The organism is Bacillus sp. B-jedd (assembly GCF_000821085.1).
GTDB lineage: Bacteria > Bacillota > Bacilli > Bacillales > Cytobacillaceae > Bacillus_D.
Genome location: NZ_CCXR01000001.1, coordinates 923,623 through 946,497 on the forward strand (window position 1 = coordinate 923,623; position 22,875 = coordinate 946,497).

Here is a 22,875-nt window from a genome sequence, read left to right on the forward strand (position 1 = left end):
AAAGAAGTGAGGGATGAGGATGGATAAACAAAAAATTGCCCCGAAACCAATGCTCTATATTGTCCAGCCCGACTTTCCAAGTGGATCCCTGCAGATGCAGGACCATTTTATTTGGAGAAAGAGGACAGATCAAAAGGGTAAAGGAGATTCTCACGATGTAAACCTGCACGGCGGGACTGAGGAAGCAGTTCAGGCAGCGTTGGAAACGGAGGCTCCGTCACTAGTCGAACAGGCTGTGGAAGAAGAGATTGTGGCAGTGGAGTTAGAGCATGTACCACAAACAGCTGTAAATGAAATCGCTCAAGCAAAGGAAGGGTTCGTTGAAGTAAAGGTGAACGCAGGTACCCCAATGGATGGAGTAGGACTTAGCGAAACAGCACCAGTCCAACCTTTGGAAACTCCTATCGAGGTGAAGGAAATCAATGAACTCGTTTCTGAAAAAACAGCCGAAGCTGAAACTCCGATAGAAAAGAAGAAAGCCCAGACGGCACTTGTCCAATACTTCCTGCAAAAGATGAAGGAAAAAAATATTAAGCATGTGGATACGTTGGCCACGGCGGTTGAAGAAGACGGCGATCACGCCGTTATGACAGAGCAAATGGCTCCGATCATAAATGAAACAGCAAATATGGTCGGGGGAGCCGCTGCAAATTCCTCTGGCAAAAATAAAGCGGACTCTGCCAATAGCGAACCGGCTGTCTCGGATGAGGCGGCAAGGAAAATCTGGCGGACCGTCACCCGCCTCGCACGCTACCCACATTTCCTCGAGCGCCCTTCTGTAAAGGCGATTGTGGACGGCAAGCCAATGACTTTCCAAGTAGAGAGCAAACGGGGAGAAAGAATCAGGATTAAAACTGAAAACAAGTTGAAAATCATTAAAATTGAAGACATTAGTGACATCCAAATTCAATTTTAAACAAAAAGGAGCAGCCTGCTAATAGGCCGCTCCTTTTTTTGGTCAGATAAAACGGGGAAACGCATAAGATGGTAGAGGCAACCTGAACACTGGACTGTCCACCAAGAAATCTTTCGCAAAAAAAAGACTGTTTCAAATTGAAACAGTCTGCCGCTCTGTTAAACCAGATTTTGCGGGAAGATGCAGGAAACGCCGCAGAAGCAATTGAGGTCGACTGTAATGCATACGCCTGACCTTGCTAGCGCCTTTGCGTTTTCCAGGTTTTTTACACAGCCGAAGCCGTTATTTTTCTTTTTGCCTTCACAGAGGTCAAACACTGGAGTTGTTTGGCCTTCAGGTACAATACCCAGGATTTCAAGAGTAGCGCAGCAGGTTTCAGGATCAACATCGATGACTCTGAAGACACAGCCGCAGACCACATCAAATGGGGCAGTGGTGGATGTACTCCTCCTTACGCCAGTTGCCTGGAACGGGGAACAGGTGCCTTTGCAAATCAGGATGACTGGAATGCTATCCGCACCGGTAGTGTTGACTCCGCCTACCAGTTCCTGGATTGCCCTGCTGCATCCGAATGTGCACTCATCTGTTGCGGGACTAATTTTATCTTGGGCCTCCACGATTGCGAGCAACGTATCACAAACACAGTTGCTAGTGAAGAATTCTGAACCACAGCTCATGAATTATCCTCCTTTTAGCTAAATAATTATTTGCATTATCAGACTATGTAAAGAAGGGCAGCGTGGGATGGGCAAAGCGCCCAATTTTAGTTATTTTCATCATGTATACGAGCCTGCTTTTACGAAATCGGCAAATTGAATGGAGTGGAGCAGATGGAAAACATTACTGTGGGTCTTTTAATTGTCCTCGGGCTTGCCTCTTTCAGGCTGACAAGATTGATTGTTTTTGACAAAATCACCGAGTTCATCCGATCGCCCTTTCTTGATGAAGTGGAGGAAGATGGGGAGATTTATATGATTCCGAAGCCGTCGGGAATCAGGAAATGGATTGGCGGGCTGCTCAGCTGTTACTGGTGTACGGGCGTCTGGGCAAGTGCCGGCCTGCTTGGCCTGTATGTGTTTTTGCCTAAAATGGGAATCGCCATCATTGTAATCCTTGCGGTGGCCGCGATAGGCGGCATCATTGAAACAATTATTAGCCGTCTGCTGGGCAGTTGAAATGAACATGCTTTCCTTATTCTCATATAGTAAAGAGTAAGGAACTTTAAGCAAAGGAGCAGGAAAAGATGGCTGTGAACAAGAAACGTCGCGCAAGGAAGCCGCTTGCTGAAGCTGCTGTAAAGCCTGAGCCTGTGAAGAAAAGGAAGGGCTGCGGCTGCGGAGGCTATCGGAAGCGTAAGAAAGAAGAGTGAAAGCTGCCTCGATAGGGACAGCTTTTTCTTTTGCCAAAAATGCCTTCGACCTCCTTATGGAAATACTTAATTTCAGCTGAAAGGACAGGCAGAATAAGAATGGGATCTACAGCTTCTTCAACAAATTCATCCATGTGGGCATAAAATCAAACCCCATGTAAAAAATATAAGACAAATGGAAACATGCGGGAAGGGATGGACTATGAAAAAAAATGTGATTCTCTCCGTTATACTCTTTGTCTCATTGGCGGGAACAGCCTGCGGAAAAAGGGATGAGGCAGACAGCAGCAGGCTTGCGCTCATGAAAACAGCCGATCCCGATCCTGTACATACAGTTCACTCGAAATCAAAGGTGTCCGAACAGGATGTGAAAAAAGATGTCGCTTCCTACAAGGAAATTTACGATGTCGCGGTCATTAAGGGTGAGAAAGATATTCTAGTGGCCTATAAGGTAAGGCATTTGCAGCGTTTCCGGATGAAAGCCATTGAGAAAAAGGTCACCGAAAAGCTTGAAAAAAAGTATCCGGACGCCAATTTCACCGTTTCGAGCGACTATAAGATTTTTCTTGAGGCAACAAGGCTTCGTGATGGCGTTGAAAACGGGAGCTATACCGGCAAGGAAGCAGAAAAGCGGCTCCAGCAGATAATTAAATTGCAGCAGGAGAAAACTTAAGGAGGAACCGAACATGGGCGGGACAAAACAAAAAACGGCCGAGCAGGAGAAGTATGAACAACTCCAGAAAAAGCACGAAGTAAAGCGGCCAGTTTTAAAGAATTGCCTGAAGGCTTTTTGGGTTGGCGGGACAATCTGCCTAATCGGACAGGCCCTCAGTTATTTTTATATTCACTTTTTCAATTTTACGGAGCAAACGGCCGGTAATCCGACCGTGGCGACGCTCGTCTTTTTTTCAATGCTCCTGACGGGATTCGGGATTTACGATCATCTCGGGCAATATGCCGGAGCAGGCAGCGCTGTGCCGGTTACTGGCTTTGGCAACGCGGTCATTTCCGCGGCGATTGAACATAGGACAGAAGGGTTTGTGCTCGGCGTTGGCGGAAATATGTTCAAGCTGGCCGGCTCGGTGATCCTTTTCGGCGTTTTTTCAGCGTTTGTCGTTGCCTTGATTAAAACATTGCTGGTCATGTGGGGGGTCATTTGATGCTGACGGGCAGCCAGACATGGATATTCAATAACCGGCCTGAAATTCGCTCGACGGGTGTAACGGGAGGGCCATTTGAAGGTGCGGGCAATCTATCCGCTGATTTTGACATCCTTCATGATGATTTATGGATGGGGGAGGACAGTTACGAAAAGGCTCACCGCCTATTGATTGACAAGGCTATTGATACGGCATTGAAAAAGGGCGGCGTCAGCGGGAAAGAAGTCCAATTCTTTTTTGCCGGGGACTTGATCAACCAAATCACCCCGACAAGCTTTGCGGCAAGGACGGCGCAAATTCCCTATTTCGGGCTGTTTGGGGCCTGCTCAACCTCGATGGAAGGGCTGGCGCTGTCAGCTTTCATTTTAAATTATGGGGGAGCGGAATTTGTGCTCACAGGGGCTTCGAGCCACAATGCGGCTGTTGAAAAACAGTTCAGGTATCCGACAGAGTATGGCGGCCAGAAGCCGCCGACGGCCCAGTGGACAGCGACAGGAGCCGGGATGGCCCTTTTGCAAAAAAATCAAGGGCAAGGGAAGTTGCCTGTTGTCACTTCGGCCACTATTGGAAAGGTGATTGACATGGGGCTTACAGACCCCTTCAATATGGGCGGGGCAATGGCTCCGGCGGCGGCTGATACGATTTCGGCTCATTTTTCCGATACCGGGCGCGACCCATCCTACTATGATTTGATTGTGACGGGAGACTTGGCAAAAATCGGCAACAGTACGGCTTTTGAGCTGCTTAAAAATAAAGGGCTGCAAATTGACCAGAACAAGTTCCGGGACTGCGGCATCATGCTTTATAAAGATGATCAGCCGGTCCAGGCCGGCGCGAGCGGGGCGGGCTGCTCGGCCATCGTCGCGTATGGGCATTTGCTGAATGAACTGAAAAAAGGGACATATCAGCGGATTCTCGTTGTCGCAACCGGGGCACTATTGTCGCCTCTGACGTTTCAACAGGGAGAAAGTATCCCCTGTATCGCGCACGCGGTTTCAATTGAAATGGACGGGAGGTGATAGTATGCTGGCAATGTTTTTTTGGGCGTTTGTGATAGGGGGATTGATATGTGTAGCCGGACAGCTCCTTATGGATCTGGCAAAATTGACTCCAGGCCACATGCTCAGCCTCCTTGTCGTCATCGGAGCAGTCTTGGATGGGTTTGGACTCTATGAACCGTTCATGGATTTTGCGGGCGCCGGGGCAACCGTCCCGATTACTAGTTTCGGGAATTCACTTGTCCATGGGGCGCTTCAGGAAGCCGACCAGCATGGCCTGGTAGGGGTGTTGACCGGCATGTTCGAGGTCACCAGCTCCGGCATCTCAGCCGCGATTATCTTCGGGTTTATCGGGGCGCTCATCTTTAAACCAAAGGGATAGGACAAAGTCCATTTAACCTATCACATCGGGATAAATGCGGAAGTTTTGTCCGATGGGATGAGGCCTATACACTTTATTCGCACCTCACATATTGTAGTAGTGTAAGTAGAAAAGTGAGGTGACTAGATATGTGCTTCGGTTACGGTTATGGCGGTTGCGGCTACGGCTACGGCGGTTATGGCGGCGGTTATGGTTCTACATTTGTTCTGATCGTCGTATTATTCATCCTCTTGATTATTGTTGGCGCAAGCTTCTATTAAGATAGAGGAATAAAGCCTGGCTCCCACAAGCCAGGTTTTTAAGTTTTTAGGGGGATAATGAGGTTCTCCACATTCTTTTCACAAAATGGCCCCTCCTTCATACAATAAAGTAGCCTATGAAGGAGCGTGACATTAAATGGATAATGGGTTTTTTAAAAATCTTGAAAAGAAGACCGGTGTAAACATGAAGGACGTATTCGAACTTGCGGCATCCCTGCAAAACGCCAACTTTAAAGATGAACGGACAGTTCGCGGAGTCATCCAGCGTGTCTCCCAAATTGCAAGAAAACCGGTGAACAAGGAGTTAGAGGATAAAATTGTCGAGTCGATTATTAAGGACGGCAAGTCGCTTGATTTCAATACGATTTCGAATATGCTGAACAAAAAATAACAGAAGTCCGGCCTCTTATGAATTGGCCGGACTTGTTATTTTTGCCGAAAGGGTACCTATTCAGTTTTTTTGTCCCGCTCATAAGCAATGACGACTAGGTCTTTGTCCGCCTGGCTGCTGAGGGCTTCCTCGAAAACTTTAATTTCTTTTACTAAATCTTCGGACAGATTTGCTGCGTTAAACGTTTTTTCCATACCATTCACCTCTCCCTTAGTATGGGCAAAACTGTTAAAATCATTCAATAAGGCATCTCGTGCAGGGGAGGCAGGATGGGATGAAGGTTGATATTAGAAGGCCTTTAGTGAAAGATGTGGAAGAGCTGAATAGATTTTTCAGGACGGTGATCACCGATACGTTTGAAAAGGAAGGTATTGGCGATAAAGTGGACGACCTAGAAGAGGAAATCGGCATGAAGATGAGCTACTTGCAAAGCGACCTTGAAAACGGGGGACTGAACCGTTATTTTCTTGTTGCTATTGCGGGTGGCAAGATAATCGGGTCGATTGAATTCGGCCCTGCAAGCGCTCTGATAGCCGAGTGCACAAAGGGAGCATTAAGTGGTCTGATGGAAGTAGGAACGGTTTTTGTCCACCCTGCCTGGCAGAGGCAGGGGGTAGGCAGTCTGCTTTTGCAAAAAATAGGCGATGTGCTGGTGAGAAATGGCTTGGAGGATATCTGTCTCGATAGCGGGTATATTCGCGCCCAGGCGATCTGGAAAAAGAAGTTCGGTCCGCCTGAGTATGTGCTGAAAGATTACTGGGGCGAAGGCTTCGACCATTTCATTTGGAAAATCAAGGTCAAGGATCTAATGGCTTGACGGACTTTTTTAAGTTATTGTTCGCCATAATAAAAGGGCAAGCTGGGAGTTTCCGGCTGTGCCCTTTTTCAGATTTATTTTTGCAAAATTCCGCGCTTCAAGTCTTTCCTCACGGGCGTCAGGAATCTGGTCGGATTGGCCGCGCGATTCCGGCGCATTGATGGAACGGATATATATAAACGCTCCATTGCTCTGGTAATCGCAACGTAAAAGAGCCGTCTTTCCTCTTCAAGTGGGGCGGTGTCGCCGTTTCGCAAGCTTTCAAGCGCATAGTCATGTGGCAGGCTGCCATCGACCGCACCAAGGATATAAACAGTTTTATATTCAAGCCCTTTCGCGCGATGGATCGTGCTGAGGGTGACCGAACTGGTGAAATGCTTGCTCAGGTTCTTGATTTCATGATTCATCGCCGCCATATGGGAGGCGTGGTCAAGGAGTGCCTCGATTGTGTTAAAGTTCTTAGCCGCAACCTTTAAATCTTTTATATCATCCGAACCTTTTTCGAGCTTATTGCCCTCGCTGCCCCGCTTTTTTAGATAATCAAGGAAGCCAAGTTCTTTCTCGATTTTTTCGATTGCCGAAAATGGGGCCATTCCGCGCATCGACTTAATGGCGTCGACAGCTGCTTTAAGCTTTTTCACCTGGAAAGCATGAGGGGTGTTTATTTTGCCGAGAGCCTCAAGTGCGCTGCAGTCATCAAGGATGGTGGAAGCCTTAATGTCGGATAGGACTTCCTGTTTCAAAAACAGCGCCGGTAGAATCGCTGCGACGGCGTCGATATCATCCATGTTGATTGCTAACTTAAGGAAACCGAGCACGGTCTTGACTGTCCTCCGCTCATAAAAGGACTCGGCGTCCTGCTCGATCCTGAACGGCAGGTTGGACGAAGCGAGCCGTTCAAAAACCGCGCGCGAGCCAGCATGTGTCCGGTATAAAATCGCAAAGTCAGAAGGATCCGCGCCTCGGGCGATCTTTTCCTGAATGTCGGTGACAATCATCGTCGCTTCTTCCTCCTCGTCATAAGGGAAGAAGGCGACCGGCGGCAGCCCTTCGCTTGTGCAGGCAGCCATCTCCTTGCGGCGCCGCTTTTTATTGAAAGAAATAATCCGGTTCGCGGCCGCGACAATTTCATTGGAGGAGCGGTAATTCTGGCTGAGCAAAACGAGCCTCGCACCAGGAAAATCCTGTTCGAAGTTGAGCAGGAACTCAGGGGAGCTGCCCCTGAACGAGTAAATCGTCTGGTCATCATCGCCGACAACGCACACATTTTTCGTTTTCGCTGACAGCAGTTTTATCAATTCGTATTGCACTTTGTTAATGTCTTGGAATTCATCTATCAGGAAATAACGGAAACGGTCCTGGTACATGGTGAGGATGTCAGGTCGGGTTTTAAAAAGCTCGTAACAGCTAGTGAGCATATCGTCAAAATCGAACAGCCCCTGGTGCTGCTTGTACAATTCGTACCGCTCATATAACAGAAGAGCCGTCTCTTCCCACTCAGAATCAGCCGTGGCTTCAGAGGGGGAGAGTAGGGAATTTTTCCAATAGCCGATCTGCTGGAGAGCGAGGTCATATGGAAAATCTTTTTCCGACAAGCCAAGTTCCCGTCCCGCGTCCTTGACGATTTTCTCGCGCTGCCATTCCTTTTTCAAAAGCCGGCCGTTATTCCACTTCGACCCATCGGCATGCATCAAAATCCGGTAAAAAATGCTGTGGAACGTCCCGGAGACCAATTTTGACAGAAGCTCGCTTTTCATATTCGGATAGCGGAGCAGGCGCGATTTCATTTCCTGCGCAGCCTTCGTTGTAAAAGTAACAAGCATGATTTCAGCCGGCTTGATGCCGCGGACGTCAAGCATATAAGCGGTTCTTGCAGTGAGGACGCGCGTTTTGCCACTGCCAGCCCCTGCAAGGACGAGGATGGGCCCTTCGGTTTCCGTTACCGCTGCCGCCTGGTTCCCGTCCAGCTGAAAGCCTTCCGCTTCGAGCAGTTTTACATAGTCGTGGGGATTTTCTGAAGCTGGGAGAGAAGCTGTCGCAGTCGCCGTGCCTACTGCGAGCGGCTGCGCTCCTTGGAAGCCTTCCCCAACCGGTTTCGCGCTCGGTACACGGAAGCCTTCGATTTCACGCGTTTCCTTTATCGGCTCGGTGGCCACGGCGCAAACTTTTTCAGGATGATATAAATGGTAGAAATGCGGCTCTTTTTCAATCCCCAGATAAAGGCGGACTGGTTCTAGGCAAGAGGGGCAGGACAATTCGCCGTTCCTGCCGGCCATATATATTTTCTGATAGCGGTCCCTGCCCAATGTATCCAGTTGGACAGTACCGCTTTGATAGATAGCAGATTTCATCGCAACTTCCCCAAATCTCGTAAATTAACACAAACTCTATCATAACAGACAATGGGTGCTCCCGGAAGTTTCGAATGGCCTGATTTTTGGGGGGGCAGGGAGATTATTTGTGTGATGGAGAATTTTGTTTTAGGGGATTTGGTTGGCGCCTGGGCAATAGAAGTTACAGAAATTGGGTCGTCAATAGGGGTTCTTGGCGCCCGTACAACCGCAGGAAAGGAACTTCGGTCGCCAATAGAGGTTCTTGTCGCCCGGGCAACCGCGGGAAAGGAGATCCGGTCGCCAATAGAGGTTCTTGTCGCCCGGGCAACTGCAGGAAAGGAGAACCGGTCGCCAATAGAGGTTCTTGGCGCCCGTACAACCGCAGGAAAGGAGATTGGGTCGCCAATAGAGGTTCTTAGCACCTGTACAACCGCAGGAAAGGAGATCCGGTCGCCAATAGAGATTCTTAGCACCTGGCCAACCGCAGCCAACCGCCAACATTATCGAAGGTTACCAAAAATAAAACTCCCGCCACCATCGACGGGAGTCTGTGATTACTTTATTGTTTTCACCATGGTCCTGTGCGGAATCCCAGCGTCAAGGAATTCTTCTGAGACGACCTCGTATCCGAGGCGGTCATAGAAGGGGATTGCCTGGACCTGGGCATTCAATTTCAGCTTTTCGATTCCCTGTTCTTTCGCATGGTCCTCGATTTTGCCCATGATTGCTTTTCCAGCGCCTGTTCCGCGAGCTTCCTTTAACACGCAGATCCGCTCGACTTTCCCATAACCGTCCACGACGCGGAAGCGGCCCGCTCCCTGCGGTTCGGCCCCGTTATATAGGACAAAATGTGCGCAATCGTCCTCATATTGATCGATTTCTTCTTCTTCCGGCACCTGTTGCTCATCGACAAATACCGTTCTTCTGACGGAAAAAGCGTCCTGCTTTTCCTTCTCGCTGTTCACTAAAACGACGTCCATAAATCAGTCTGCGTCCTTTCCAAGGCGGAATGTTTCATATACTGTCCACTGTCCGTTCTCAAGCTGATACAGAAGGTGGACACGGTCGATTTCTTCTTCATGGTCAATGCCCTGCATTTTCAATGTTCCATACACATCGAAATGCTCGTCATCGGAAAGCTTTTGGCCGACAGTGACGTGAGGGACGAATTTGTATTGCATCCCCGGGCTCTCTAGCAGATCATTCAGGTCTTTATGAAGCGCAATGATTTCGTCACTTGGATCAACTTTTAAATAGATGACGTTATTGACTGGATGAAAGGAGCTAATCTTGGATGTTTTTAATGTAAATGGATCATGTTTTTTTACCGCTTCCCGCAGCTGGCCCGCGATGGATTCTGCTTCTTCTTCTGTCGCCTCGAACGCGTTCACTACCGTTAGATGCGGAGCGATCAGCGAATAGTGCGGATCATAGCGTTTCCGGTACGAATTTACCCAGTCCTGAAGCTGTTTAGATGGAAAAAGTACAACACCAAATCTCATACGACCTACCTCCAAGAATCCATATCTACTGTACTCGCATACAGCTTATGGTATTTGTCCTTCAAAATATTATAACAAATTTGAATAAATAAATATAATTTTGGCCGCCGCTTTTGCAAAAATAGCTAAAAAGTCCGGATGACGGCTTAAAACAATGTCTTCAAAGCGGTCCTAAGGTCAGGCTGCCAGTATGTCCAAGCGTGGTTTCCGTCGAATTCGGTGAACGTGTAGCCGAATGATTTCGAGGAAAAAACCTTCGAAAGCTCCCTGTTAGGCGTCAGGAAGTCGGCGGTTTTCCCGTTAACGAGTTCCGCTGTGTGTTCATTTTTGCCAATCGAATGATAAATGTCGATTGGGGGGTTCCCGCTGCATTCATCTGCGGCTTGTAACACTGTCTCGTTGACGTATGGCGACTGGATCAGCACCTTCCCGAATGTATGCGGATAGGCGAGCGCCGCCAGCAGGGAAACCGTCCCGGCCAATGAATCACCGGCCAGCGCGCGGGTCGCTCCCATCTGGTACGTCGGGAATTCCCTGTCAAGGTAAGGAATCAATTCATGAGCTAGGAAGCGGATATAGGCGGAATGCTTATTGCCATCAGGATGATATTTGCTGCGCCGGTCTTCGGTATCCTTATAAGGAATGCCGACAATGATGAGGTTTTCGATTTCTTTTTTTGCCAAAAGTTCGTCGGCGAGCGTGCCAAGCCGGCCGAGTCTGAAATAATCGTCTCCATCCTGGGCAATCAGGAGGGAGTATTTATATAGCGGCGAAAACGCCGCCGGCAGATGGATCAGCAGTCGAATGGTTTCGCCGAGCTCTTTGCTTTCAAAAAAGACTTCATTGACCGTTCCACGCGGGAATTCCATAACTTGTCCTCCGGCTAGTTAGATTTCAAGTGCATTTTACCATAACACTAGCTGAAAAGCAGTTCGGAAAGTATTCATATTTACATAGGTTATGAGCATTATGGTAGTGTTAATATAAGTGGGGAAACATGGAAGGAGAATGAAATTGACCAGAGTACACAGCACAGTCGTAACAGCCGCCGCGCAAAACGCGCTTCGTGACCGCGGCGTCTCTATAGAAGCTATCGCAGCCATCGTTTATGAAATGCAGCTGCCATACCACGAAGGGCTCACCATCGCCGAGTGCATTGACAGCGTTGAGAAAGTCCTGTTGAAAAGGGAAATCCAGCACGCCATCCTCGTTGGCGTCGAGCTCGACACACTTGCCGAGCAGAAAAAATTGTCCGAACCGCTCCAATCAATCGTTGAAAATGACGAGGGACTTTTCGGGGTGGACGAAACAATCGCATTTGGCGCAGCTTTAGGATATGGCAGTATCGCCGTCACTACCTTCGGACATCTCGACAAAAACAAAATCGGCATCATCAAGGAGTTGGATACGAAATTGGGTGGCGGCGTCCATACGTTCCTTGATGACATTGTCGCCGCAATTGTGGCGACCGCCTCATCCCGGCTCGCCCATCATAAACGTGATTTGGAGGAAGCACTGGAACTGAGCGGGGCGGAAGTGGTTGGGTGACTATTGGCAATTAAATTAAAGGATAGGGCAAGCTGAATGGATCAGCGGCCCTATCCTTTTTTTTACTTGCGCTATTCTGCAAGCAAATCCCGGTATTCTTCTTTCCGCTCAAGCACTTTCTTGGCAAAAGAGCATGCGGGAATGATCTGCAGATTTTCTTCCTTGGCGTAGTCGGCGATTTTGTAGACAAGCTTTTTTCCAAATCCGCGGCCATTTTGGTCTTCATCAACTAGAGTGTGGGTGACGGTAATCTGCTGCCTGCCATCCTTGCCCGTGCCGCTCGGGACATATTGGATTCGGCCGATCACTTTCCCGTTTTCTTCGATATAAAACTCATTCTGGCCATGTTTAATTTCGGTCATATGAACAACTCCCGCAATTTATTAGAGATTCATCTCTTATTTTACCCGGAAAAGAAAAGAACTTAACTTTTTTAGCTATTAGGAATGGTTTCATGGGGGTGCTGGCCAGAAATGGTTATGTTAGCGATCTGATTTTTCTCTTTTTGTATCAAATTGAGCGATTTTCATTTGTTGGTGATTAAATAAGAGTGGATTTATCTCTGCGGGCTCTTCACAAGGGGGAATAAGACTATGCGGTCGCCTGTCGAAGGAGGAATTTTGCAAAAAGAATGGGGTGGCAGAAATATATCGAAAGATTTTGAGGTTATATCAAAAGCTTTTTGCTTTTATCGCAAGTTTTTTACAGGATATCGCAAGATTTTTCAATATATCCGAAGCTGTCAAAATTTAGACACAATTAAACGGGGGACATACGGAACAACCTACAAGAATCAATTCCGAATTTCTGTAAGTTTCCACTATCGGTATAGTATTTACTCACCGCCTGATTACTCCCTACCCCTATGAAAAAAGAAACATTTACCACACAAGTCAATGGTATTTGTCACACCTAATGTGTGATCATGCTCATACTCAGGTGATGAAATAATCGTTTTAAAAACCTTATAGAACAAGTAATACCAACGCTTTTTGTGCAATAAACATTGGATTGGAAATAAGTCATAAAGATGACACAAATCCCAGATGCCAGCACAAAAAAGTCTGCTAATATAGGTTGTGAAGTTAGTATTTTAGAATAATTACAAACCAAGGTCGGACGGTATTTTCGGGCTCAATACATAGAATGATATATTGTGAAGTTATGAGCAAATAAGTGCCGTACAAACAACAACCAATGTAATGGGGGGCTGATGATGGATTTAGTATTTCTCGCAAGGCTGCAGTTCGCGGTAACGACCGTTTACCACTTTTTCTTCGTCCCACTTTCGATCGGGCTCGTTTTCATGGTCGCAGTCATGCAAACACTTTATGTCATTAAAAAGAACGAGCTTTATAAAAAAATGACCAAGTTCTGGGGCAATTTGTTCCTGATCAATTTCGCGGTCGGGGTCGTGACTGGTATTATCCAGGAATTCCAATTCGGCATGAACTGGTCAGATTACTCGAGGTTTGTCGGCGACGTATTCGGTGCTCCATTGGCAATTGAAGCGCTGCTTGCGTTTTTCATGGAATCCACGTTCATTGGAATCTGGATTTTCGGCTGGAACCGCTTCTCGAAAAAGATCCATCTCGCGAGCATTTGGCTCGTGGCGGTCGGTACGGTCCTGTCTGGATTCTGGATTTTGACAGCCAACGCGTTCATGCAGGTTCCGGTCGGCTTTACGATTAATAACGGCCGTGCTGAGATGAATGACTTCCTAGCCCTGATCACAAACGGCCAGCTTTGGGTGGAGTTCCCCCATGTCATCGCGGGCGCCCTGTGCACAGGTGGATTTTTCGTCGCGGGAATCAGTGCGTATGGCCTGCTAAAGAAAAAACATATCCATTTCTATAAAACTTCAATGAAATTCGCTATCATCGCCGGCCTGGTCGGCAGTCTTGGCACCGCGTTGACCGGGCATATGCAGGCGCAATACCTGGTGGATACGCAGCCAATGAAAATGGCGGCGGCGGAAGGAATCTGGAAGGATACGCCTGACCCTGCTCCGTGGTCCGCTTTTGCGATCATTGACACGAAAAATCAGGAAAATAAGTTCGAAATCAATATTCCGTATGCGCTCAGCTTCCTGTCTTATTCGAAGTTCGAGGGCGGCCTGAAGGGGATGGAAACACTCCAGAAGGAATATGCAGCCAAATACGACGCAACTGTTGGCGAAGGGACGAATTACATCCCGCCCGTCAAAACAACGTATTGGAGCTTCCGGCTGATGATCGGTTTCGGCGTCGGCATGATTCTCCTATCCCTTGCTGGCCTGTATTTATGGAGGAAACAAGCTCTCGAGAAAAGCGCGCTTTTCCTCAAACTGCTTTTGCCGGCGATTTCGTTCCCATTCCTCGCCAATACAATGGGATGGATCATGACAGAAGTCGGCCGCCAGCCGTGGACCGTCTTTGGATTGATGACGACGGCCGATTCAGTGTCGCCGAACGTTTCAGCGGGAGCGGTTCTCTTCTCGCTCATCATGTACATGCTTATTTTCACGATTCTCGCTGGCGCCATGGTGTATTTAATGGTGCGCAAAATTAAAAAGGGTCCTGAATTCGCGTCCGGTACGGATTCTAAGGTGACAACCGATCCATTTGAAGGGGTAGGTGCCTAATATGGAATTGAGTGAATTATGGTTTATTATCATTGCTGTTGTTTTTATCGGCTTCTTTTTTCTCGAGGGCTTTGATTTCGGGGTCGGCATGGCAACGAGGTTCCTTGCCCGTGACCAGCTTGAGCGTACAGTCATGGTCAATACAATCGGCCCTGTCTGGGATGCGAACGAAGTCTGGCTATTGACTGGTGGCGGAGCGATTTTCGCGGCGTTTCCTCACTGGTATGCGACGATGTTCAGCGGATATTACCTGCCGCTTCTTGTTGTCCTTCTCTGCCTGATTGCGCGCGGCGTTTCGTTCGAATTCCGCCGCAAAGGCCCGAACGCTTTGTGGACGAACACTTGGGACTGGGCGATTTTCATGAGCAGCCTACTGGTGCCATTCCTGCTCGGAGTCCTGTTTACAAGCATGCTGAAGGGAATGCCAATCCAGAAAGACATGAATATGACTGCGGGCTTCTCGGATTTCATTAACATCTATTCCGTTTGGGGCGGCCTGACAGTAACATTGCTTTGCTTCCTGCACGGTCTTTACTTCCTATCCCTGAAAACGGAAGGAAGCATCAGGAAAAGGGCGAGGGAAATGGCGATGAAAGTCATCCCGTTCGTCCTAGGCGCTCTTGTCGTTTTTGTCGTGCTGTCCTGGACAATGACTGATATCTTTGTCGTGCGCCGTGTGCCTGAGCTCATCCTAATGAACATCATTGTGCTCGCCTATGGGCTATCCTACATTTTTATTAGCAAAAAAAAGGAAGGCCTGGCATTCACAATGTCAGGGATTGGGCTTGCCTCAACCGTAACGGCGATTTTTATCGGCCTATTCCCGCGGGTGATGATCAGCTCGATTGACAAGGCGTTCGACCTTACCGTTTACAACGCAGCGAGTGGTCCCTATTCCCTTAAAATCATGACGATTGTGACGGTGACCATTTTGCCATTCGTACTTGGCTATACAGCCTGGAGCTACTATATTTTCAGAAAAAGAGTTTCTGCGAAGGAGCATTTAACCTACTGATGGATCCAACATTGTTCTCCACCAAAGGTTTCAAGCCGGTCATGGCTGTACTGGCGGGGCTGACTGTCCTCCAGGCAGCCATGATCATCATACAGGGCTATTTTCTGGCTGATGCAATCTCCTCCCTATTTGGGGGAGATTTGTTTCATTCCTCTGCAGGAAAACTGGGGATTTTCCTAGGCGCACTAGTATTGCGCCATTTCCTCGCGATGCTGAAACGGAAACTTGCCTTTAGGTTTGCAGCTGAAACGAGCACCCGTTTAAGGGAGCAGCTTTTGCGAAAGCTGTTCGTCCTAGGCCCAAGGTTTGCCGCCGCAGAAGGCTCCGGCCAGACAGTGACATTACTGATGGAGGGAATTCCGAAATACCGGCGCTACCTGGAGCTCTTTTTGCCAAAACTGGCCAGCTCCATCTTGATTCCCGCGGCGGTCTGTGGATTTGTCTTTTTCCAGAATGTCCGCTCGGCGGCCATCCTGATCATCGCCTTGCCAATCCTGATCGTTTTCATGATATTGCTAGGACTGGCGGCGAAAGAAAAAGCAAGCCGGCAATACAGTTCCTATCAAGTGCTCGCGAATCATTTCGTCGACTCGCTCCGTGGCTTGGAAACACTGAAAAACCTTGGAATCAGCCGGCGCCATGCCGGAAAAATCGGAAAGGTCAGCGAACAGTACCGTAAAGCGACGATGTCCACGTTAAGATTCGCTTTTTTATCAAGCTTTGCCCTTGAGTTTTTCACGATGCTTTCCGTCGCGACCGTCGCTGTTTTTCTCGGGCTAGAGTTGATTAACGGGACGATGGAATTGCAGACGGCGTTGACCGTCCTGATTCTTGCGCCGGAATACTTCCTGCCGATCCGGGAGGTCGGAGCGGATTTCCATGCCACCCTTGACGGAAAAGAAGCAGGTGGGAAAATCCGCTCAATTTTGGAAAAGGAAGGGCCTGCGGTTTTAGGGAATGAAGGACTGCCAGACTGGAAGGCAGATTCAAAACTTACCGTTGAAAACCTGAGACTGCCATATGCAGCGCTGGACGGCGGAGGAATCAGCTTTACGGTAACGGGTGCGAAGAAAATCGGCATTATCGGTGCGAGTGGTGCTGGTAAGTCAACGTTGATCGATGTGCTGAGCGGCTTCTTGCAGGCGGAGGCAGACAGAATCTCCATTGACGGAAAGCGACTCAGTTCTTTTGCCAACCCCTTTTGGCAAAAGCAGCTGACGTACATTCCTCAGCATCCGTACGTTTTTTCCGGCTCACTGCTCGAAAATATCCGCTTTTACCAGCCTGAGGCAACGGAAGCGGAGGTGAGGGAAGCCGCAGACTCGGCAGGATTGTCTAATATCATCGCCCGCTTGCCTGAGGGAATTCATACGTTGATAGGTGAAGGCGGCAGGATGCTGAGCGGCGGCCAGGAACAGCGTGTTGCTCTGGCGCGCGCCTTCCTCGGGAGCCGCCCTGTTACGATGCTCGATGAGCCCACTGCCCATCTTGATATCGAGACCGAATATGAACTGAAGCAAACGATGCTGAACTTATTTGAAGGTAAGCTTGTTTTCCTGGCGACACACAGGCTTCACTGGATGAGGGACATGGATTTCATCCTTGTGCTGGACGAGGGGAAATTAGCCGAAAGCGGGACGCATGAAGAACTGCTGGCCAGAAAGGGATTTTATTACAAGCTGTGCCAGGCGCAAATGGAGGGCTGGGAATGAAAACCGATAAATGGATCAAACCATATATTCTCCGGCACCGCTGGCTGTTCGCACTGGCAATTTTGCTTGGCGCACTGACCGTCCTGTTCGGCGGCAGTCTAATGTTTTCTTCGGGATTTCTTATTTCAAAATCAGCCACCCGCCCCGAGTCGATACTGATGGTGTATGTGCCGATTGTCGGCGTCCGCGCTTTCGGGATCGGCAGGGCGGCCATCGGCTATGCCGAACGCCTCACCAACCACCAATTTATCCTGAAAATCGTTTCGGCGATGAGGCTGCGCCTTTATAAAATTGTTGAACCCCAGGCCGTCTTCCTGAGATCGAAATTCCGGACGGGAGACATCCTTGGCGCATTGGCGGATGATATAGAACATCTGCAGGACTTCTACTTAAAAACATTGCTGCCGGCGATTGTTTCCCTGGCTGTATATACGGTGGTTATTTTGTTCGCCGGGGCATTTTCAATTCAATTCGCAATTGTGCTGGCGATTTTGTGCGGCCTGCTTGTTTTTGCCGGCCCGATTGTCTCCTTCCTATATATGCGGGTAAAGAATGGCGAGATGAAGCGACTGCGCAACGTCCTATATTCGGATTCAGCCGATGCTGTTTTCGGACTCGGCGACTGGCTTTTCAGCGGCCGGGAGGAAGAATTCATTCGCCGGCATGAACAGCGGCAGGCCGACCTGCTGGAACTTGAAAAACAGCGGCAGTCCTTCGTCGACTGGCGTGACCTTTTGCAGCACGGGATCCTCGGTTTTACGGTGGTCGCGACTGTTTATTGGGCCTCCGGGGCAGCTGAGGAAGGAGAAATTCCCGCAACACTAATTGCGGCCTTCTCGCTTGCGATGCTGTCGCTGCTTGAATCGTTTCTGCCCCTGTCGACGGCGGCTGGGGACGTGACAATCTACAGCGATTCTGTTCGAAGGCTTGAGGGGATGGAAAGCGGCAGCGTTCACAAGTGGAGTAAGGATGAAGAAGAAGCTGCTTATAAAGCTTCCCAGGCAGAGATTGAACTGAAGGAAGTTTCTTTTGCCTATGAAGATGGCGAGAGTGTCATCTCCAATTTTAGTTTAAATGTTAGACAAGGGGAAAAGATCGCCATTCTAGGGCCAAGCGGCTCCGGTAAATCGACATTGCTGAAACTGATTCATGGGCAGCTTTTGCCAACGAAAGGCGAGGTGCTTTTAAACGGAAGGCGGACAGGTGAAATAGTCGGGGAGATTCCTCACTGGATTGCCGTTCTGAACCAGAAGGCTTATTTATTCAACACATCCGTCATGAATAATATTAGGCTTGGAAATGAGGGCGCTTCCGATGAAGAAGTGTTTGAAGCGGCTAACAAGGTAGGGCTCCATGACATGCTTACAGGGCTTCCTGATGGTTACCGGACAGGAATGAGTGAGGCCGGGCGGCGTTTTTCAGGCGGGGAACGGCAGCGGATTTCGCTGGCGCGGATTCTTTTGCAAAAAACGCCAGTCGTCATAATGGATGAACCGACCGTCGGTTTGGATCCAATCACCGAAAACAAGCTTCTCGCAGATATTTTTCAGGCGCTAGAGGGTAAAACCATGATTTGGGTGACCCATCACCTCGCCGGTATGGAAAGAATGGATCGGATTTTGTTCATGGATGACGGCGAGGTTACTTTGGATGGCACCCATGAAGAACTTCTGCGTGAAAGTGAACGGTACCGCCGCCTGTATGAAATGGACCGGCCGGTTTGAGGAGAAAGCATCTCTGCGCTATAGAATAAAAGGCATTTAGCACTGTTCCGCTCCTCATGTAGTTTCGCCAACAGATGGAATTCGTTCAACTTGTTTTATCTGCCAAATATAGACAAATATTTAAAGTTGGGGGATAATGGATATAGGATGAAATCATCGATTCGGCAGGAATATAGCGGTGAGGGGATGATATAATTGCGTTTTCTATGGGTTCCGGCAGCTTACCTTTTGTTATCGTTGCTATTTTTGCCATTTCAATATCAATATATAAAGCAATTGAAGGAAAGAAGAAGGCGAAACGAGCGAAAAGGAATCAGCCAAAGCGAAATGGTTGAAAGAATGAGCTTCGAAGAACAGCAACTGACTTTTAATGTCCAAGGGAATTTTCTGTTTATGGGCTCGAACCTGCTTGCAGAGGGTCTTTATTATTTGAAGCATCGAAAAGATAAGAATCAGGCCTGAAGGAAGACCCGAGAGAAGAGACACAAGCTAATGAACTGCACCTTCAATCGTTAGACATACCTGGCGATTGAAGGTGCATTTTTTGTTTCTAAAGCGGATAGGGGGATGGTTTTATCCACGGCTAACTATCCGCTTCGCAGTATTATTCAACCCGCGCGGCGTGTTTTATCCGGACGGGCGGACAGGATGTTTTCGAGTTTGAACGTCCGCATTTTGTTGCGCAGAAGGCAATAGGCGTACACATCGTTTCCGCGGATGGCGCGGATAATCATTTTGCGCTGGGACAGTTCGTTTTTCTGCGATAGGTAAATGACTTCAAGAGGCATGTTTTCTTCCATCGAACGGAGCAGCATTCCATTCATTTGAACACCTTCTTTCTATTCCTATTATACACGAACACCTGTTCTTTATTCATCCCTTTTGCCTGGAAAATCAGAAATTTTTTGCAAAATAAACAGTTACCATAAATGAATACTTGTAAAATTATGTTAATATTAATTCGTAAAGGGGGAGTTTAGATGGAGATACACAAGCCGGCCGGTTTTGGCACACGTTTTTTAGCGGGGTTTCTTGATTCAATTATTGTATCGTCGGTCATAGGACTCGTTGTGTATTTGATCGCGGGAGAGATGAAACTGGAGTGGGCGAGCTCTTATCCGTGGCAAATTGCTACGCTGATTTATTCGACAATCACGCCTGTGGTCTGGGGCGGTTATGTGATTGGCAAAAGGATTTTTAAAATCCGGATCCGGAAGTTCAAGGATGACAGGCCGGTAAATCTGGTCGATATGCTGCTTCGCGAAGTCGTCGGGAAATACATCGTGGGCGGGGTGACATTCGGCATTTCCATCATTGTCAGCGCGTTCATGATAATGATTCGAGAGGACAAAAGGGCGATTCATGACTTTATTGGGGGCACGTATGTAAGGTATGATGAACCAGCCTAAGAAACGAACGAATAGAACGGGCAGGACCTTTAGGCAAAAAATGAATATATGATATAAGTAAGCGCTGAACCGCACTTCGTGGACAGAGCCTTTATTTTGCAAAAAATACCGAAAATAGAGACCAATATACCTAATTTAAAAATATTCGGATTAGTTAAAAAAACCTATTGTATTTCAGCGCAAAAGTAATTAAAATACTATCTATCGTATATTTATACATGCGATTGAATGTAATATACATAATCGGGAGGGGTAACATTGAAGAAGAAAAAGGTGGTTTCAAGCCTATTGGCAGCGAGCCTGCTTGTGACAGTGCCATGGTCGGGGGCATTGGCGGGCGAGGTAAAATGGGTCAACGTCAATGTGAATGAGGAGCAGGATGGCAGCAAGTTTAACAGTGAAAACTATGACTTTATGAAGTTCTCGAAAATCGGCCAGAAGCTGGAGGAGATCAACAAGCAGTCCAACAGGATGAAGGTGGAGGTAAAAGGGACTTCCTCAAAAGGTTATCCACTCTATGTTGTAACAATCGCCGATCCAGAAGCGCAGGGGAAGTTCGGCAAAATCCAGTCATTAAGGAAGCAGATGTTTAAAAATCCACAAAAGGCACAGGATTTCATCGCGGCCAATCCCGACTTCAAGGTGCCTGTGATGATCAACGGTTCTATTCATGGGACTGAGTTCATCGGGAGTGATGCAGTCATCCAGTTGATTGAGCGCTTCGCGACTCAAAACGACCAGACTACCAAGCAAATTTTGCAAAATAATATCTTGATTTTTAATGTCGTCCAGAATCCGGACGGCAGGGTGGATGCGACTCGTTTCAACGGCGAAGGGATCGACCTGAATCGCGACTTCATTACCCAGTCGCAGCCTGAAACGCAGGAAACGGTCGCCCTTCTGAAGGAATGGAATCCGATGGTGTTCCTTGATACACACGGCTATGTGAAAAATTACGGGCCGAACCTGCAGGGGCTGATTGAGCCGTGCACGCCGCCGCATAATCCAAACTATGAATACGATCTATACCAGAAGTGGGCTTTTGGACAGGCTGAAGCGATGGAAGCGGAAATCATGGGCAATAAGGGCGCCTATGAAGGGAAGCTTTATCAGGATATGAAAGGGACGTATATCCCTCAGCGCGATGACTCGGCCGGATGGGACGACTATCCGCCAATCTTTACGCCGATGTATGCGATGTACCATGGCGCTTATGGCCACACACTTGAAGCTCCGACCAATAATGAGGACGGTGTCCAGTGGATGTACGACGCGATCATGGGCGCGCTGAAGTTCGCCACTGAAAATAAAGAAGAGATGATCAAAGACCAGATTGAAATCTTCAAGCGTGGCATCAACTTCGTGCACCCGAACCATAAGGAAGGCCATTTCCCGCAGGCTTATATTTTGCCAGTGGATGAAAAGGATCCGACCGTGACGGTAAAGGCGGTCAGCCATTTGCTCAAAAATGACATCGAAGTCGTCCAGGCATCAAAGGTATTTACAGCGGGCGGGAAATCCTATGCGAAAGGGACGTATCTCGTCAAAATGGACCAGGCTAAAGCCGGCCTCGCGAACACAATGCTTTGGGACGGGGAAGACATTTCGAATGATATCGGTGCAATGTACGATATTTCCGCCTGGAGCCTGCCAGAGTTGTGGGGATTTGAAGCTAATCCAGTCCATGAAAAAGTTGAAGTGGTAGCCTCGAAAGTGAACAATGTCGGCGGGAACGGCTCAGTTTCCGGAAAAGGGCCATTCCTCATTCCAAACAGCTCTGTCAAAGCGGTCGAGCTGGCCAATAAGCTTTTGGCAAAAGGTGTAACGGTGAAGCGTGACGCAGAGGGTAATTTTTACGCCGACGCGGCAGCGAATGAAATTTTTGCAGAGGTGAAGGTATCCGGCTTGCAGATCCGCACTGCGAAGATTCCGGCCAATGCCGCAGCAGTGGAAAGCCTGAAGGTAGCGATTCTGAAGGACGGCGGAATGGGCAAGGCTCAGTCCCATGCGGGGACGAAACTTGCTTTGAAGCGCCTTGGCTTTGATGTTGCCGAAGTATCGCCGGTTGAAGTCGCAGAAAAAGGGCTAGACGGGTTCAATGTATTTGTCTACAGCGGGACGGAAAGCCTGATCGCGACCAATTTAAGCGCGGCCAATAAAGAGTTTGGATTCCAAGAGGCCGCCCAGCTGCAGACGTTTAAAGCGAACTTGAACAGTTTCCTTGAAAACGGCGGGAAGTACATCGCAGTCGGAGCGGGAGCATCCCGTGCGACAAAGACGCTTGGTTTGACGGATAATGTGGTGAATACCGGCGGCGGGAACAGCAACGGGATTGTGAAGGTCGACTACAGCGGCACCGGACTTGGAGCGGGGTATGGCCAGGATGACATTGGCTTCGTCTACCGACCTGCCTGGTATACGGTCGTTGGCAATGATGAGGTTGCTGCGACATTTGACAACAGCCAGGATTACTTCCTCGCCGGCCACTGGAGAGGGCGCCCGGATGTCCAGTCACAGCCTTTGATTGTAAAAGAGGATGGGAAGGACGTTACCCTGATCGGTCTTGAAGCGGGATTCCGCGACCACACCGATTACCTATTCCGACTCCTCTCAAATGCGATTTATACGAAATAGTTTAAAATCAATTTAAACGGAGTATGGCAAATTCGCCACGCTCCGTTTTTTTGATAGAATTGTAAATGGAGCATTTTTGCAA

General features: G+C 48.5%; 27 protein-coding genes. 19 read left to right on the top strand and 8 right to left on the bottom strand.

Annotation, left to right across the window (positions count from 1 at the left end):
• Nucleotides 1-19: 19 nt before the first annotated feature.
• Nucleotides 20-916, top strand: coding sequence for a hypothetical protein (locus BN1002_RS04685; protein ID WP_148362731.1), 897 nt, complete (start codon nt 20-22; stop codon nt 914-916).
• Nucleotides 917-1,074: 158 nt separating this feature from the next.
• On the opposite strand, the gene BN1002_RS04690 is transcribed toward BN1002_RS04685, so the two are convergent.
• On the bottom strand, nt 1,075-1,593 hold the full coding sequence (locus BN1002_RS04690; protein ID WP_048823853.1) for a CotY/CotZ family spore coat protein: 519 nt from the start codon (nt 1,591-1,593) through the stop codon (nt 1,075-1,077).
• 153 nt (nt 1,594-1,746) lie between these two features.
• Between BN1002_RS04690 and BN1002_RS04695 the strand changes: the two genes are divergently transcribed.
• From BN1002_RS04695 to BN1002_RS04720, 8 genes are all read left to right on the top strand, one after another.
• The gene (locus BN1002_RS04695; RefSeq protein ID WP_048823854.1) at nt 1,747-2,091 is read left to right on the top strand and encodes a DUF1360 domain-containing protein; all 345 of its coding nucleotides are present in this window, start codon (nt 1,747-1,749) and stop codon (nt 2,089-2,091) included.
• 68 nt (nt 2,092-2,159) lie between these two features.
• Nucleotides 2,160-2,285, top strand: coding sequence for a hypothetical protein (locus tag BN1002_RS24340; protein ID WP_269429782.1), 126 nt, complete (start codon nt 2,160-2,162; stop codon nt 2,283-2,285).
• A 202-nt stretch (nt 2,286-2,487) separates the two neighbouring features.
• Nucleotides 2,488-2,958, top strand: a complete 471-nt coding sequence (locus BN1002_RS04700) for a YhcN/YlaJ family sporulation lipoprotein (protein WP_048823855.1) — start codon at nt 2,488-2,490, stop codon at nt 2,956-2,958.
• A gap of 13 nt (nt 2,959-2,971) precedes the next feature.
• The gene (gene spoVAC / locus BN1002_RS04705) at nt 2,972-3,445 is read left to right on the top strand and encodes a stage V sporulation protein AC (protein ID WP_048823856.1); all 474 of its coding nucleotides are present in this window, start codon (nt 2,972-2,974) and stop codon (nt 3,443-3,445) included.
• Nucleotides 3,445-4,464 carry a stage V sporulation protein AD gene (gene spoVAD, locus BN1002_RS04710; protein ID WP_048823857.1) on the top strand — a complete coding sequence of 340 codons (1,020 nt, stop codon included), beginning with the start codon at nt 3,445-3,447 and terminating at the stop codon, nt 4,462-4,464. Before spoVAC ends, spoVAD begins: the two co-directional genes overlap by 1 nt.
• Nucleotides 4,465-4,468: 4 nt before the next feature.
• The gene (gene spoVAE / locus BN1002_RS04715) at nt 4,469-4,825 is read left to right on the top strand and encodes a stage V sporulation protein AE (protein ID WP_048823858.1); all 357 of its coding nucleotides are present in this window, start codon (nt 4,469-4,471) and stop codon (nt 4,823-4,825) included.
• Nucleotides 4,826-4,953: 128 nt separating this feature from the next.
• Entirely contained in the window at nt 4,954-5,085 is a 132-nt protein-coding gene (locus BN1002_RS23160; RefSeq protein WP_082036133.1) for a YjcZ family sporulation protein, read from the top strand.
• 136 nt (nt 5,086-5,221) lie between these two features.
• Nucleotides 5,222-5,476 carry a sporulation-specific transcription regulator SpoVIF gene (locus tag BN1002_RS04720; protein ID WP_048823859.1) on the top strand — a complete coding sequence of 85 codons (255 nt, stop codon included), beginning with the start codon at nt 5,222-5,224 and terminating at the stop codon, nt 5,474-5,476.
• 56 nt (nt 5,477-5,532) lie between these two features.
• Here BN1002_RS04720 and BN1002_RS23570 read toward each other — a convergent pair whose 3' ends face one another.
• Complete coding sequence (locus BN1002_RS23570; RefSeq protein ID WP_156129694.1) at nt 5,533-5,670, bottom strand: hypothetical protein; 138 nt, start codon at nt 5,668-5,670, stop codon at nt 5,533-5,535.
• An 80-nt stretch (nt 5,671-5,750) separates the two neighbouring features.
• Between BN1002_RS23570 and BN1002_RS04725 the strand changes: the two genes are divergently transcribed.
• The gene (locus BN1002_RS04725; protein ID WP_048823860.1) at nt 5,751-6,293 is read left to right on the top strand and encodes a GNAT family N-acetyltransferase; all 543 of its coding nucleotides are present in this window, start codon (nt 5,751-5,753) and stop codon (nt 6,291-6,293) included.
• 74 nt (nt 6,294-6,367) lie between these two features.
• On the opposite strand, the gene BN1002_RS04730 is transcribed toward BN1002_RS04725, so the two are convergent.
• Nucleotides 6,368-8,644: a UvrD-helicase domain-containing protein gene (locus tag BN1002_RS04730; protein ID WP_048823861.1), complete on the bottom strand. Its 2,277-nt coding sequence runs from the start codon at nt 8,642-8,644 to the stop codon at nt 6,368-6,370.
• Between the two features lie 111 nt (nt 8,645-8,755).
• On the opposite strand from BN1002_RS04730, the gene BN1002_RS23575 reads away from it, so the two are divergent.
• Nucleotides 8,756-9,268 (top strand): hypothetical protein, encoded by a 513-nt coding sequence (locus BN1002_RS23575; protein WP_148362732.1) that lies wholly within the window; start codon nt 8,756-8,758, stop codon nt 9,266-9,268.
• On the opposite strand, the gene BN1002_RS04735 is transcribed toward BN1002_RS23575, so the two are convergent.
• The 3 genes from BN1002_RS04735 to BN1002_RS04745 form a co-directional block, all read right to left on the bottom strand.
• Nucleotides 9,181-9,606 (bottom strand): GNAT family N-acetyltransferase, encoded by a 426-nt coding sequence (locus tag BN1002_RS04735; RefSeq protein ID WP_048823862.1) that lies wholly within the window; start codon nt 9,604-9,606, stop codon nt 9,181-9,183. The two genes, BN1002_RS23575 and BN1002_RS04735, sit on opposite strands and share 88 nt — an antisense overlap.
• A 3-nt stretch (nt 9,607-9,609) precedes the next feature.
• A complete protein-coding gene (locus BN1002_RS04740) occupies nt 9,610-10,128 on the bottom strand; it encodes a 2'-5' RNA ligase family protein (protein WP_048823863.1) in 519 nt (172 codons plus the stop codon).
• Between the two features lie 146 nt (nt 10,129-10,274).
• Nucleotides 10,275-10,997, bottom strand: coding sequence for an alpha/beta hydrolase (locus BN1002_RS04745; RefSeq protein WP_048823864.1), 723 nt, complete (start codon nt 10,995-10,997; stop codon nt 10,275-10,277).
• Nucleotides 10,998-11,136: 139 nt separating this feature from the next.
• Between BN1002_RS04745 and BN1002_RS04750 the strand changes: the two genes are divergently transcribed.
• Nucleotides 11,137-11,676 (top strand): phosphatidylglycerophosphatase A family protein, encoded by a 540-nt coding sequence (locus tag BN1002_RS04750; RefSeq protein ID WP_048823865.1) that lies wholly within the window; start codon nt 11,137-11,139, stop codon nt 11,674-11,676.
• A 71-nt stretch (nt 11,677-11,747) separates the two neighbouring features.
• Here BN1002_RS04750 and BN1002_RS04755 read toward each other — a convergent pair whose 3' ends face one another.
• On the bottom strand, nt 11,748-12,038 hold the full coding sequence (locus BN1002_RS04755; RefSeq protein WP_048823866.1) for a GNAT family N-acetyltransferase: 291 nt from the start codon (nt 12,036-12,038) through the stop codon (nt 11,748-11,750).
• Nucleotides 12,039-12,892: 854 nt separating this feature from the next.
• Between BN1002_RS04755 and BN1002_RS04760 the strand changes: the two genes are divergently transcribed.
• From BN1002_RS04760 to BN1002_RS04780, 5 genes are all read left to right on the top strand, one after another.
• Nucleotides 12,893-14,299, top strand: coding sequence for a cytochrome ubiquinol oxidase subunit I (locus BN1002_RS04760; protein ID WP_048823867.1), 1,407 nt, complete (start codon nt 12,893-12,895; stop codon nt 14,297-14,299).
• 1 nt (nt 14,300) lies between these two features.
• Nucleotides 14,301-15,314, top strand: a complete 1,014-nt coding sequence (gene cydB / locus BN1002_RS04765) for a cytochrome d ubiquinol oxidase subunit II (RefSeq protein WP_048823868.1) — start codon at nt 14,301-14,303, stop codon at nt 15,312-15,314.
• Nucleotides 15,314-17,026: a thiol reductant ABC exporter subunit CydD gene (gene cydD / locus BN1002_RS04770; RefSeq protein ID WP_048823869.1), complete on the top strand. Its 1,713-nt coding sequence runs from the start codon at nt 15,314-15,316 to the stop codon at nt 17,024-17,026. Before cydB ends, cydD begins: the two co-directional genes overlap by 1 nt.
• On the top strand, nt 17,023-18,750 hold the full coding sequence (gene cydC, locus BN1002_RS04775; protein WP_048823871.1) for a thiol reductant ABC exporter subunit CydC: 1,728 nt from the start codon (nt 17,023-17,025) through the stop codon (nt 18,748-18,750). Before cydD ends, cydC begins: the two co-directional genes overlap by 4 nt.
• Nucleotides 18,751-18,945: 195 nt before the next feature.
• Nucleotides 18,946-19,212, top strand: a complete 267-nt coding sequence (locus BN1002_RS04780) for a DUF3949 domain-containing protein (protein ID WP_048823873.1) — start codon at nt 18,946-18,948, stop codon at nt 19,210-19,212.
• Between the two features lie 146 nt (nt 19,213-19,358).
• On the opposite strand, the gene BN1002_RS04785 is transcribed toward BN1002_RS04780, so the two are convergent.
• On the bottom strand, nt 19,359-19,574 hold the full coding sequence (locus tag BN1002_RS04785) for a WYL domain-containing protein (protein ID WP_048823875.1): 216 nt from the start codon (nt 19,572-19,574) through the stop codon (nt 19,359-19,361).
• Nucleotides 19,575-19,730: 156 nt separating this feature from the next.
• Here BN1002_RS04785 and BN1002_RS04790 point away from each other — a divergent pair, with 156 nt between their 5' ends.
• Together BN1002_RS04790 and BN1002_RS04795 are read left to right on the top strand one after the other, a co-directional pair.
• Nucleotides 19,731-20,159 (top strand): RDD family protein, encoded by a 429-nt coding sequence (locus BN1002_RS04790; RefSeq protein ID WP_048823876.1) that lies wholly within the window; start codon nt 19,731-19,733, stop codon nt 20,157-20,159.
• Between the two features lie 258 nt (nt 20,160-20,417).
• Nucleotides 20,418-22,793, top strand: coding sequence for a M14 family zinc carboxypeptidase (locus BN1002_RS04795; RefSeq protein ID WP_048823877.1), 2,376 nt, complete (start codon nt 20,418-20,420; stop codon nt 22,791-22,793).
• The last annotated feature ends 82 nt before the right edge of the window (nt 22,794-22,875 follow it).